Source organism: Aporhodopirellula aestuarii (genome assembly GCF_023701485.1).
Taxonomy (GTDB): domain Bacteria; phylum Planctomycetota; class Planctomycetia; order Pirellulales; family Pirellulaceae; genus Rhodopirellula; species Rhodopirellula aestuarii.
This window is the reverse complement of record NZ_JAMQBK010000123.1, coordinates 1-13463: the sequence shown is the minus strand read 5'-3', so window position 1 is coordinate 13463 and position 13463 is coordinate 1. Positions and strand designations below refer to the sequence as shown.

Annotated in this window: 5 protein-coding genes and 1 pseudogene; 1 reads left to right on the top strand and 5 read right to left on the bottom strand. The window is 54.4% G+C overall.

All coding sequences use genetic code 11. The annotated features are described in order from the left end of the window. Nucleotides 1-411: 411 nt before the first annotated feature. On the bottom strand, nt 412-540 hold the full coding sequence (locus tag NB063_RS32380; RefSeq protein WP_261367695.1) for a hypothetical protein: 129 nt from the start codon (nt 538-540) through the stop codon (nt 412-414). A gap of 8 nt (nt 541-548) precedes the next feature. Beyond that, nucleotides 549-2648, bottom strand: coding sequence for a sialate O-acetylesterase (locus NB063_RS30955; RefSeq protein WP_250933516.1), 2100 nt, complete (start codon nt 2646-2648; stop codon nt 549-551). A 581-nt stretch (nt 2649-3229) separates the two neighbouring features. Here NB063_RS30955 and NB063_RS30950 point away from each other — a divergent pair. Beyond that, nucleotides 3230-4576: a sulfatase gene (locus NB063_RS30950; protein WP_250933514.1), complete on the top strand. Its 1347-nt coding sequence runs from the start codon at nt 3230-3232 to the stop codon at nt 4574-4576. A gap of 441 nt (nt 4577-5017) precedes the next feature. On the opposite strand, the gene NB063_RS30945 is transcribed toward NB063_RS30950, so the two are convergent. The 3 genes and pseudogenes from NB063_RS30945 to NB063_RS30935 form a co-directional block, all read right to left on the bottom strand. Further along, entirely contained in the window at nt 5018-6064 is a 1047-nt protein-coding gene (locus tag NB063_RS30945) for a carbohydrate kinase family protein (RefSeq protein ID WP_250933512.1), read from the bottom strand. A 339-nt stretch (nt 6065-6403) separates the two neighbouring features. Next, complete coding sequence (locus NB063_RS30940; protein ID WP_250933510.1) at nt 6404-12154, bottom strand: glycosyl hydrolase family 95 catalytic domain-containing protein; 5751 nt, start codon at nt 12152-12154, stop codon at nt 6404-6406. 1050 nt (nt 12155-13204) lie between these two features. After that, nucleotides 13205-13463, bottom strand: a pseudogene (locus tag NB063_RS30935) (hypothetical protein); the annotation flags it as partial.

Sequence of the window (13463 nt, the reverse complement as noted above, 5' to 3'; positions counted from 1 at the left end):
AAGGTCACGAGCAATAGGACGATCATGCCGCCATCGATAACATGACTAAGCAGGTATGCAGGAATCATCTGGCGAAACTGCCGCGAACTGTAGGCCGGACCGAGGCTTTGCGAGTTCCGGCATTCCCTTGCTCAGTCGTGCCGGAACGGCGTCGCTTAGGCTCCTTGGTCCGCCCTGCGCCGAACCGATCACGAGCAGCGGAATTGTCGTTATACCGAATCACTTTTATGTACCTGCTTAACACCTACTAAATGCCAGCGTGCGCCGGATACTAACCAGAGACATGGGCCGCCCGAGAACTCGCACAAGCTGGTGACGGCAAATGGGCCTGCCTGTATTTGCGTATCTTCTTTGCTAGTCGAGCCAAGTTTGGCGTCTCGTAAGGCGTTTCGCCGTCAACATCGAAACTGATCAAGGTTTGCCGGTAAAGTCATCGGTCAGGATGTGAAGGACGTTTGGCTCTGTTCGCAGTGCAGCGTCTGCCGCGCTATCAACGAAGAGACCGGTCAGGTCCGGCCACGCAAATATTAGTCGTTGCATCGATGCGATCACTCTTCAAAATTGATTACGTCGTCGAGGACGATTTTCTCACGGGCGTCGGGTGCGCGTGACGTCAGTTCCACGTTCTTGAACTGCACGTTTCGTGCATGCCGAATGTAGGCGCCCCAAGCGGGCAGCACACCAAAGAAAAACTGTTCCGGATAGCGGGCGATGTCTTCGGGAACCTCGTGATTCGCCTCTTCTTCAGTTCCTTGGCCGGGGAAGGAAATTTTGATGTTTTCCAAAAGGACATTTTCCACGTAGTGCCCTGGGATGCCTGTGATCATGATCGGACCGGCTTTCGCTTTTTCGTTGTCGGTCAACTCAGACGATGTCGGTGGTTTCGCTGCTCGATAGGTGGCATGTGCCGCCCGAGCCCGGTCTTCGAACGTGACCTTCGCCACCACGTCACGGATCGTGATGTCTTTAATTGATCCGACCCGGGCTCCTTCGGATTCGCCGCTGCCGGTATTGGGCCCTGTTGCGGTGTTACGCGTGTACTCCCGCCCCCGGTCACCCAAACGAATGAATAAGGGGCAACCTACATCCGTCATCTGAATCTGTGAGATTTTGATGTTTTCCATGCGGCCTCCATCCACGATCTGCAGCTTGATGGCACCCATCGGGCAGTCGTAGAAAGTGCAGTTTGAGACATCCACATCGATGAAACCGCCACTCGATGACGTGCCGAACTTCAATGCCGCCGTGTTGCTGCTTACTTTGCAATTACGAACGACAATTTTTCGACAGGGATTCAAGCTGCTCTTCAGGCAAATGGCGTCGTCGCCTGCGTTGATGTCGCAGTTTTCGATCAATACGTTTTCACAGCCATCCAAATCGATCCCGTCATTATTGGAGTGGTTGTTGCGGAAGCGAATCGTGATCGAGTCGATCTGGACGTCGCGGCAATCGACCAAGTGAATGCCCCAGAACGCCGGGTTCTTGAAGGTGAGGTCCGACAGCGTAACTTTCTGGCAATTCTCAAAGCGAATCAACCGAGGGCGTCGGTCTCTATTGTTAGGGCCGGCATTACGAGGGAAAAATTCCGGTTTGCCGCGGCCATCAATGACTCCCTTGCCTATCAAGCGAATGTCGGTCGCGTCTTCGGCGTACAGGAGGCATTCGGAATTGCCTTCCCGAGCGGGACGCAGACTAGCGGTGGGATAGTCCTTCATGTCCTGGCTGCCTAGTAACGAGGCGCCCTGATCCACTGATAAAATGATGTGGCTCTTCAACGCAATCGTTCCAGTGACGTAGTCACCCGAAGGAACGCGGACCACGCCCCCGCCCGCATTGGAACAAGCATCGACGGCAGCCTGGATGGCGCGGGTGTTCACCGACTTCCCGTCCCCGACAGCACCGAAGTCGTTGATGTTGAAAACCTTTGCCTCAGCCGCCTGGCGATTCTCCTCAATGAGTGCAATCGCTTTCTCGGCGAATCGTTTGCCCAACGTCCGGTAACCTTCGACGGAGTAATGAAGGTCATTGGTGATTTCCTTGCCTCTCTTGTTGACACCATCGTTCAAGTCATCGGTATCCACCCAAGCACCACGCGGATCAGCCTCCGCAACTTCGACTTGAACTTCGCGCACCTTTGTCCAGTGCGGGTACTTTGCATTAGCCATATCAAAATCGCTTAGCCGACCGATGACGAAGTTGACATCGTCTCGTCCCAGATCTTGTTCGAGCTGACCGATCAGTCCCTTCAAGCTGGCCGCGTAGACGTCTCCAAATTTCTCCTTGGCATCCCGCTCTCCTTGCATCCAAACGAAGGTGACGGTTGTGTATTCTCTTGCTTGGACCACAGCATGGACTTGCTTCATCAACCGGTCGTACAGATCTCCCGTCGCTTTCGGTGAATCGCCTTGGGGTGGTTTCCAATCCTTGTGCCATCGCCGAATCGGCTGCCCACCCACGGCATCTTTCACAACGGTCACGTTTTCCTTGCCAAACGCAGCCTCGACCGCTGGCGTGAACGAAATCTCCGGATCGAGTCCAGCCATATTCGACTGACCCGATAGGATGAAGAGGTGCGTTTCGTTTTCCTCGGCCCTGGTGGGCAACACGCAAACCAAGACGGCTACGATTGCAAGACATAGCGATTTCATAAAATCTCTCTTCAGTTCAAGCCAAAGGTGTTACAGTGAACGGGGTTAGCATTGACCGTCGTGGCAAGCCCGTGGTGACTTCGTTCGAAAAAGTCAGGTCGGGCCTGATACGGATTCTAGTTTAGGTCCAACGCGATGCATGCAGAGGTGGGAAACGCGGTGGCATCTAGCAGACAGATCAACGCAGGTAGGAGACAACGCCGGAACGAGCTTGCGCATGCAGGTGGCTTAGATAGAATTCAAAGCAGTCCTGTGGTCATGCCAGTCAGTTGCGATCATGGGCATGATACCATAGAGCGAGCGGGCGATCACTATCGTGGTGCAAGCTGCCGAGGCAACTCAATGATTAAAATAGGGCGTCGAGATTGGCGTGAATTATTCTGTGCCCCATCGTGTTGCAGGCGTTGGATCGGCGGAGCGATCTACGACGAAGGTTTCCCAAATTGAGACCTTGATTTGCCCTGCAGGTTGCCAGCCAGCAGCACGCACTCTTTCAGTCAGCTTATAATACAAATTCGAATCTTGTTTCCCGCTCGGCTTCACAAATCGCTGCAACTCTGATCCTAGGAAAGTATTCATTCATGAGAATCGTTGCCTTAGTATTTGTCGCTTTTTTCATTGCGGCGTGTTCATCCGCGAACGCGAAATCTCCAAACATCATCCTCATTCTGACCGACGATCAGGGCTGGAGTCAGGTGAGTCATTTAGCGCACCCCGATGTTTCTGAATCGAAGTCGGATTATCTGGAAACACCCAACATGAGTCGCATCGTCGATGAAGGCATGCTTTTCACTCGTGGATATTCGCCGGCTCCGCTATGCACGCCGACAAGGCGAAGCATCCTTTGTGGCGCATCGGCCGCACGCAGCGGAAGCGAATTCTCCAGCACGTATGTTCCGGCCGAGCACATGACTTTGCCTCACGCCTTGAAGCAGGCCAATGCGAACTACGTGACCGCGCACTTTGGCAAATGGGGCGAGAGGATGATTTCGACGCCCGAGGAGTGTGGCTACGATGTGAGTGACGGCGAGACCGGCAATGCGACGGGTGGGATCGAAGACAAGATGAAACCCTTTCACGTCACCGAAGACCCCAAACTCACCGGTTCGGTGACGGACCGTGCCATCGATTTCATCAAACAGCAGGCCGAAGCAAAACGACCATTCTACGCACAAATTAGCTATTACGCGGTTCACCTCCGTGTCGAATTGAAGCAGGCGTCACTGGACAAGTATCAAGCAAAAGGCACGCCCGACAGAGCCTACACGGAGGCCTTTGCAGGGATGCTTGGAGAGTTGGATGCAGGGGTAGGTCGGATTTTAGATACGCTCGATGAACTCGATTTGAGCAGTGATACCTATGTGGTGTTTACTTCGGACAATGGTGGTCGAGGCACAATTCCAGGTGGAAATGACAAACGTCTTCCAACGAATCATCCGCTGAAGGGCGCAAAGCATAGTCTGGATGAAGGTGGTCTCCGGGTGCCGTTCTATGTGCGCGGTCCGGGCATTAAAGCGAATTCAGTCAGTCATGAACCGGTTGCCGGCTATGACTTTCTACCAACATTCTACGAACTCGCTGGCGGGACGACTCCGCTGCCAGATGAAGTAGACGGCGGTAGTTTCGTGAGTGTTCTTCGCAACCCCTCGGAGACCAATGCTGTGAAACGTGGCATCGACGGTTTGGTCTTCCATCGTGCCGGCAGGCGAGGGTCGATATTCGTGCAGGATGAATACAAACTATTTCTGACCTGGAACAGAAACGGTAGCGTCGCCAATGTCTCGCTCTACAATACGCTGACGGATCATGCCGAGAAGCATGACATCGCATCGAGTCAGCCGGAGAAGGTGTCGGAGCTACAGGAGCAGTTGCTCACTTTCCTGAAGTCAGTTGATGCAGAAAAGGTCAGTGCGGGTAAGAAAAAGTAGATCGCATGATTTGCAATCCGGTGCGTACCGTGATGGATACACGTTATGCATTCAAAGCGATTCCATCAACGAGACCACGGTCTTATTGAAGCTCTGCCACTAAAAGTCTTAGCGGAACGGCGCGAGTCGTCCGGTGTCACGCGGAGACTTCCCGCTGACAAAGAAGTAGGCTTAACTATTGCTGTTTCCGGAACCGGAGAGCTCACGCTCTGCCGCAAAAAATCTTAGCGGAACGGCGCGAGCCGTCCGGTGTCACGCGGAGACTTCCGGCTGACAAAGAAGTAGGCTTAACTTTTGCTGTTTCCGGAACCGGAGAGCTCGCGCTCTGCCGCTAAAAATCTTAACGGAACGGCGCGAGCCGTCCGGTGTCATCCCTACTTTTGCCGTTCACAAAGCACACCCCTGTATTGAACGCTCGGCATTCGGAGCGTTGGTCGTAATTCAACCATCGATCTGTAATATCGATGCGCGTTGCGGTTCGTTCGCGATGGTCTCCTCAAGGCTCGCCAGGCTGACAACACCATCGGTGCAGGAGCTACTGACAATGTTATGCCTTGCATTGGCATTGCCGAGCAGAAGACACTCAGCCAACGTTCTGCCACGATAGAATCCGTAGAGTGCCGCCGAGGTGAAAGCGTCGCCGGCGCCAACGACACAATCGATCTCCTGCTGAGGAACCTCGAAAGACGGGCAAAATTCGGTCGAGGAGGTACTCATACCGAGTGCCCCTTCGGGGAAGTGGATAATGACAGTATCGCGAACCCCTTGCCGCAATAACTCACGCGCCGCTCGTAGGCACGCTTGCCCATCGAGCGAATGATCCGCATTGCGAATTTCTTCTCCTGTAATCTGGCCCGCCTCGAACTCATTAATGATCAAGTAATCAACATGGGGAAGACACGGCGTGACGATCTTGCGGAACCGATCAGTCGAGTTGTCGAGCGAGACGATGTCCACCGCCACCTTGTCGGCCTTCTCTCCAAGGCTTCGCAGAGCACGCACAGCCATCAACTCCGATCCTTCTTCACGCTCCAGGGCCTCGAGCAACATGAGGTACCCGAGGTGTGCAATGGCGAGCCTCGATGCAAACGCGTCAATGTGCGCGCAGGTGAATCGGTCACAAGCACCTTTGGCGTGCAGGTGAGTCCGCAAGCCTGACGCTCGCGAATTGGAAACGATGCTGTACGAGGTGTCGGCGTCGTTGGCCACATCGACATGCGAGGTGTCAATGGAACGTTCCTGCAGATGGTTCAACGCGTACCGGCCCATGGCGTCATCGCCAATAACGCCGCAGGCGTAGAGTGGAACATCCGCATCGATTGCGCGGATGTTTACCGGATCGTTCCACGCCGATCCACCCGTACCCAGAGTTTCCCGGCCCTGAATCAGGCCTAATGTTCCCTCCGCAGGCCAGCTCTCAATATTCAATACGCGATCGACGACGATACTCCCGAAGAAGCCGATTCCCTTCTTGTTTTCTTGTTGCATGAAATTTTCTCAGTGACGTTTGTGATCCTTGTTTGCTTCCTACCTACGGCTTTGTTCAACCAAAGCGGTAGGGTTGTTCACACCGGAACGCTCTCGCCCAATACCATCTACTTTCGCGCTAACCGGATGGTTTTTTGTAGCGGAGCGGCGCGAGCCGCCCGGTAAATCTCAAACAACTTACTCACTGTAACCGGGAGACTTGCGCCGCACCGCTAAGCAGGTAGATGGCATTGGGCTCGCGGGCTGTCGCTAAAAAGTGTAGCGGAACGGCGCGGGCCGTTTGGTACTAACGCATGTTATTGTGTGGACAAAGCACTGCTTTCAGTTACGTTTTTGGGTTCATCTGAAATTCATTTGAACCTTGTCGAGTATCGGTTTGGATTCGTTTTCGGTGCTGTCGGTCAGCTTGAGTTCAAATTGGAAACCGTAGGCCGCTTGCAGTTCAGTGAGATCCATTTCCGCCGGAGTTTTGGCGACCTGTTTGGCGAAACCGGGCAGGTAATCGTATTGCTCCTGTACCGACTGCCAGCTCGTCCACTGATCGATCGACCCGTCGTTGGTCGTATCCACACCGACGCGCACCTCGACCCGTTCCACCCAAGGGCCGGGGCTGACAAAATCTTCCTCCGGTTGCGTCGCCAACCAGAAGCGTCCTTCGGCAAAACAGATGTCGGGATCGGGGTGTCCCTGGCCGATGTGTCCGCAGAACTCGAACGGTTCGTCCAAGCTTGGCGACGTAAACCAGGCCACACTCATGTTGCTGCCGCGCGAACCATGAGAACCCGCTGGATCGTAGTCGCCAAACAGGTAGTACCTGCCGCCTATGCAGATCGCTGCCCAATCACCGTAGGCGTTCTGTTCTGGCTCATGAACTTCGTACTCACCGATGTCCGTTTGAAAACGTTCCGGACACTCTTTGACCCAGTGCGGGTGTTTGTAGGTTTTGATCACGCCGGTTGGTTTCGTGCGGTGATCCACCGCCGGAGCCAAAATTTTGAAATCACCTTTTCCATCCTTGCTGACCGCATGGCCGGCCAGCGGTGAGTCAAAAGAATGGCTGTTGGCGTGGATGGGACTCCAGTCCTCATAGATCACGTGAAAATTGCCCTCGAGATCACGAATGAATGCGCAATCCGATCCATGCGACGGATCTTCGAATGCGATCCCTCGTTTTTCTCCGACCTCGCCATCAGTGAGATCGCTATCAATAATCAGATGCGGGTCCTGGTCGTTTGGAAAGTCGTAGTAGAAATAGGCTTTGCCGTCGACATACTCGGCCGTGGTCATCCACTGCGACTGCAGGTCCGTGATCGGTCCATGGTGAACCCAGTTCTTCATATCGCGGCTTTCCCACGCGTGATATCCATTGAGGCTCCGTTTCAATCCACCCGGTGCACGGAACTGGTTCGCAATCGGCGTGGTCAGCAGCGGAACGTCAAAGCCTTCCAGTTCGATCGATTCGGCGACAAACTTGCCCTTGGTGCTTTCATCCCACGACTTGTTTTCGGCACCTCGGTTGTGCCGCGCAAACATCCAGTAGTTCTTCGGACCCAGGCTGAGGAACACCGGTGAGTCGAATGTGCAGCCAGGACCGATATCTCCCGCCGGTTCCCAGTTCTGCCAAACGGGCGACTGTTCAATGAGAATCGACTCGGGCTTTTTCTTGGCGTCGAATCGTTTCAGAACGCTTCGGTAGGTTGCGGTTTTCGCGGTCGGCGATGCTAAACCGTCTTTGATTTCAAGGTTGGTCTGAGCGTCGCAGTTTTGTTCCCAGTCGGCCTGGCTAGCGATCATCCAGGAACCTCCGGTCAAGTCTCCGGTACGATTTGGCAAAGTTTGTTGAGTACCGGTGGGTGCCTTCGAAGTGGATGCTGAATTGGGACGCTCTGGGTAGTAGTGCTGATGTCCCGGCAGGCGTTTGGTTTTCTCATTCAGTCCGAATAGGTTGCGATCCGCCTCAGCGACTGGGATCGGATTGATGGTCATGTCAGATAACGCCAAGCTGCCGGCCGAAAATGTTACGGTTTCCCCTTTCTCGAGTGAAAGCTCGTAACTTCCGTCGGCACGGACCGTGGCTTCAGCCGGAGAGCCACCGATCGTGATTTTGGGGTTCGGAATATCCGTCCACACGACACAGGGCGAACCGATCAAGCTCTTTACGGTTACAAACTGTGTCACACCGTCCTGCTTCTTGGCACTGACCAGAAACGCCCCCTGTCCTCGTAAATCTTTGAACGCAACATCACCCCAAACCTGAGGCGAGGCAGGGAAGACGCGAAGCACGCCGCCCCAACTTTGTAAAAGCATGTCGTGGATACAGGTCGCGAACGAGAGCGGGCTTTCGATTACCGGATTGCCTTCGGCATACATCGTCGTCGGGGAAACCCGATTGTGTTTGATGAGGAAGTCGAGATAGTGGTAGGCCCTTTCCTGGTCGCCCAACCACGCATACATCGATGCCGCCCCCGTGGCGGTGTAGCCGGTTACTGGCATCGCAGTCACCTTGATGCCGCTATTGAAGGTCACGTCCAGCCAATGCTCCAGCGACGTGCGCAGCAGTTCCTTGTCTTCGCGGGTGTCCGGTGTCAGCACCGCTAACGGATAGAACGGTAGCAGGTGGGAGTAGTGGCGATGTGGCTTATCGAAGGGAATATCCTTGCCGATGCGCAGGCCGCTTTCATCGATCTGGAAATCGACCAGGTTATCGACAATGTTCTTCCACTGATCAGCGAGAGGATCGTTCAGTTCATGCTGCTCGTTGATATCGAGGAGTGTCTGAAAACACCATTTCATCAATCCGATCGTGAAGTTGATGTCCTGCCCGCGCCCGCCAGGATATTCCGGCGACCAGCTATTCTTGATGTGGATCTTGCCGTCATCGGAGGACACCGGGTTGTCGTTGAGGTAATTCAGATAGCTGTTCCCGACGCCACGCAGCTTGGAGAACAGACCGGTGCGCATCCGCTCGCCGTCTCCAGCGAACTGACAGTGAAGCCAGTAGTCGTGGAGAATCCAACACAACATATCTGGCACGCTTGCGCCTTGGTGTGCCACAAGGTCTTGCGGGAACAGCGTTGACAAACCGGCGCTGTCTTTCCAGTGTTCGGGCACATTCTTGAACAGCTGGGATTCATGTTTGTCGAACCAATTCACCAGTGACGAACCGACGTCAAGTCGGTTGGCTGTCAAATGCGTCCAGTACTGGAGTTCGACGTTGAGGTCGCCCCAAACCATCGGCCAGAAGGTCTTGTGGTACCAAGGTCCCATCAGGTCCATTACCGGACCGTTGCCACGGGTTGCCGAAGCGAACTTGTACATCTGGATCCAGTAGAAGGTTTCCTTTTCGGCGTCGTTGAACGTTAGGAAGCTCAGCGGATAGTATTCGTTCCACCACTTTCGGTGCGTCGCGAAAAAACGATCGTCCGCCAACATTGCCTTCGCGTTGTGAAGGTTGTCCTTCACGATTTCCATCGAGTTGTGCTCGGGAAAACTGTGATGGACACTCGCAAGCAGGATCTGTTTCTGGTCTGGCGTTCCGGAAACCTCCCAGCCTGTTGTGGTTTCACCGCGATTCTTATAGAGCGGTTGATAACAGAACCGTTGACCGTTTTCCTCGCTCAAGGTTGGCGATGGTGGCAGTTCATAGGGTGCCTCACGCATCCTGTCCCAGCTACCACCCTTGGGACCACCGCCGGCTTCTAGCGTCGTTCGTACCGGTGCCTTGGGAACATCCGGATGCCAAGAGACGTTGACCGACTCATCATTCGCATCCGTTTCGAAATAGATCACATCGTGCAGGCTGTGGGAAAAACCTCGCACGCCGTAGGAGCCTTTGTCCGTTTCGATAGTGCCGGTCAGCTCGGCATTCCACAGGTCCAGTCGCAGGTTCACTGCCGTGATGTCACCTTGGGAAGTGAGTTTGAAATGGCTAAGCGGCAACCGGCTGCGATAGATCCACAGCAGCTCATGGCCTTCATGCGGTTCGCGGTGGTCGTAGTAGTCGTGCCGTCCCGTATAGATCGAAATCACATTTTTCGCTTCGTCTTGTGCTTGATAGAACAAGAATCCGACGTTGCCGTTTCCCGTATACGGTGCGACTTCCCAGCGATTGGGAATTCGATCCCATAGCATATCGTGTTGACCCAGGAAGGCTTTATAGTCCACGTCCGCAGCGATCTGCTGCTTCGACCAACACAGGTTGCGAAACTCCGGCGGTGCCCCTTGCCATGAGGATCCCAGTGTGATTCGCGTGGTGTTTCCGCCAACGTTGCTCGTTAAACGATCGGAAGTTCCCAGTCGCAACTCCCGGATGCCATCCCAGTCCGACATCGACTCTCCGGCCGCATTTTTGAAATCAGCAGGAGAAAGAAGGACTTTTTGCCACGCCGCGTCCCCCTGCACTTCGACCTCGATGGCGTAATCGTCGATACCGACCACCATCGTATTGGCACGCGCGGCTTTGACGTCAAACGCCAGCTTCGCACCTTCTGGTGCTTTCCAGCGTGGATCGTAAACCTTGTGCGTTTTACGATCCCACTCGTGCGGTCGGTAAGTAAACCAGCCCTTCGTCCATTCGCCTTCAAACGACTCGATCTGCAACGTCGCCTCAAGCGTAGATGTTGCTCCAGACGCTTTCAGTTTCTCAGCCGAGATCATCTCCATCCTGGATGAGAGGTTGAATTGTTCGGTGGTGTACTCGCCGTAGTAATAGCCCGCACCACTTACCGGTTGATCCAGCGGATAGAGAACGTTGGCGTAAACCCAGAGTGGCTTGTCGGTTCCAAACAACGGGAGGTCCGCGATCCAGACATCGCCCTGCTTGACCGCCTTGGCATGCTGCCAGTACCGCGCCTTGCTGTTCTCGTGATCGTCTTTCTCTCCGTCGATTTGTCCCTGGCGTGTGTAGAAGACATCGACTGCCAACACCGGTTGCGACTGATCGGGCTTGACGGAAAACTGTGGCGTTGCACCCAGTTTCAATTCGGTTGCAGGCGTCGTTGGCGACTGGAAAGTACCGCGCAAGTGCTGGTCGAACCAAAGCAGCGAAGCAACTTCATACTCCTTTGTGTCCTGATGGTTGTGATGCGGCGAACAGGTTGCTCGCCACGCATCGGTTTGAATTTCCGTCAATGCGGTCTGCAGATCGTTGATGCGTCCGTGGAAATCATTGGCCGGACTTTGGAACAGGATTGGGCATCGGATACGTTTCAAATAGGCGTCATCGCCAAGGGTCGCGCGAAACAAGGGATCGTCGTTATCGCGATCGCTGATCCCGCCGCAGGAAGGCACCGCCGCTTTCACTCGTGCATCGGCACCTGCCGTCAGCACGGTCAGTTTTCCGCCCATGGAATGTCCGTAGACACCCAGTCGGTTTGCATCGACTTGCGGTTGCTGTTCTAGAAACGTAAGAGCTCGGCGTGCGGCAAGCGTACACAGAAACCAACTGTTGTTTCGCGGCGACTTCACATCATCCAGCGTCCAGGACGCCGGGTCCGGAATTTGGGGAAACACATTTTTGGAATTTCGCGACGGTGCGTGATAGCCATCGACCGCTCCCCAATCGGTCGTCAACCGATAGTTTGGTTCGTCCGTTTTGCCGTCCCAGAACAGCTTTACCTCCGCGGGCGTTACTCTGTAACCAGGAGCACTGATGCGGCCTGCCCAAGAGATGGAAATTGTGGCATAGCCGCGTTTGGCATTAGCCAGCGGAGCGCGGTGATCCGCATACTGCCCACCACCATGAATTTGCAGCAAACCCGGAAGATTCTTGGCACCCTTTGGAAACCCGTAGATTCCGGCCAGCATCGCCTTCTTGCCTTTGAAGGTTCCGATGTGAAATCGCACCACTCTCAACACGACGTTGTCCTCTTCCCACTCCTTCAAGATTTCGACGTCCAGCGGTTCGGCACGCGGATCAAAATCCGCCCATAACGCTTCGACCGTTGTGGGGGGCTTGTCGTTGTCTAACGGGGCCAGTGTCTCTTGCGGGGTGAGTGTTTCTAGCGGAGCCACTGCGTCATTGGCCCCGAGAATGGGAGTCCACCATCCCAAAACGATCGTGAACAAACAGGCGATGATTCTATTTTTCATGAGTTTGATTCCAGTGCACGCACTACTTGGCCTCAGTTTTTTCGAACCGCAGTCAAACCGCATTGAGCCACCGGCGGTTGTTTTGGAGTCGCTGCGCCCGCACCGCCTCAGGATCGTGTTCATTCCTCCCGGCGGTGGAGACTCACGCTTGGAAGAGGATCATACACGGGAAAACCATCGTCCTGTATCGTGCGTTTAAAGGATACCAGGATGAGGTTCTAAAATTATCACCGTCCGGTCCGAAAGCGAGACGAAAGCCCTTTTCCCGGGTGGAAACGAGGGGGGAGAGGCGTACCCGTGCTGCATCTTTCGGGTCAGAACCGGCTTCTGGCGTGACGATTTTGCTACCTTCTTCGTCCATCGCTGGGAGATATCGAGCTGGCTCTCTCGAAGGTTTGAATTTCATGAGACGGCGGGTGGGGAAGCGTGTCTCAACTGAATGACTCGCTGTCTATCACGACCTTTGCGGCGATCGCTTCCGCGAGTCGGGGTGCCGCATGAGGTTCGTTGCTTTTGTCGTCGACGGACAACCGCTGAGTCACCGATCGCATTTGGCCGCGTTCGTCGTGCGCAACGTGCTTTGGCCAACGGCTCGCTTATACGATGTAGGAAGAATCATTCCATCAACGAACCGCGCGACATCGGCTCAACGGGTGGTCGCGAAGACGGTCGCAGTGAGCGGAATGAAAACCGTATCGAGCAGATCGTGGTTATGGCCACACTCAGGATGTAGGTTGGTACCGTTCCAATACTTTATGGAACAAACCGATGCGGGTCCGTTCACCGCATCGCAGGTCGGTGCGGGAAACTGGCCGCTAACCTCAAAGCGGTTTGATTTCAGTGATGAAAGCACAGTCCTTGGACTGAAAGGGAGTCAACGTGCGATTGCCGTGGCTCATCACGTATTTCATGGATCGGATGACGCTCCTTGGACTGATGGGACGTCGATTGTATTACTGAAGGATTTCAAATGTAGCGGTACGGCGCGAGCGGGCTGTTGTTTTAGGCGTTTCGCAAAAATTAGTGAGCCGACAGCGCTAGCTCTTAGGTTTAGCCACATTTTGTGTAGTACTTCGATTTAGCGACGTCGTAGCCCATGACCATCGGTAGCAATTCCTTCCAGCCTTCCCAGATGACTTGCCAACCTGGTGGATGATCGTGCTTTCGATTTTGGTGACCGCCTAGGCGTGCTAAGGCATAGTAGAACTCGTGAACCGTCCAATCGTGATTGACTTTTTTATGACGCCACAGACTAAGCATCTCGACGTACGACTTGCCGACAACGGTGCTTGCTTTGCGTGTCTTAGCA

Bases quoted from the DNA above. Each gene is read 5' to 3' on its own strand.
- NB063_RS32380 (WP_261367695.1), bottom strand. From the start codon at position 540: ATGCAACGACTAATATTTGCGTGGCCGGACCTGACCGGTCTCTTCGTT.
- NB063_RS30955 (WP_250933516.1), bottom strand. From the start codon at position 2,648: ATGAAATCGCTATGTCTTGCAATCGTAGCCGTCTTGGTTTGCGTGTTG.
- NB063_RS30950 (WP_250933514.1), top strand. From the start codon at position 3,230: ATGAGAATCGTTGCCTTAGTATTTGTCGCTTTTTTCATTGCGGCGTGT.
- NB063_RS30945 (WP_250933512.1), bottom strand. From the start codon at position 6,064: ATGCAACAAGAAAACAAGAAGGGAATCGGCTTCTTCGGGAGTATCGTC.
- NB063_RS30940 (WP_250933510.1), bottom strand. From the start codon at position 12,154: ATGAAAAATAGAATCATCGCCTGTTTGTTCACGATCGTTTTGGGATGG.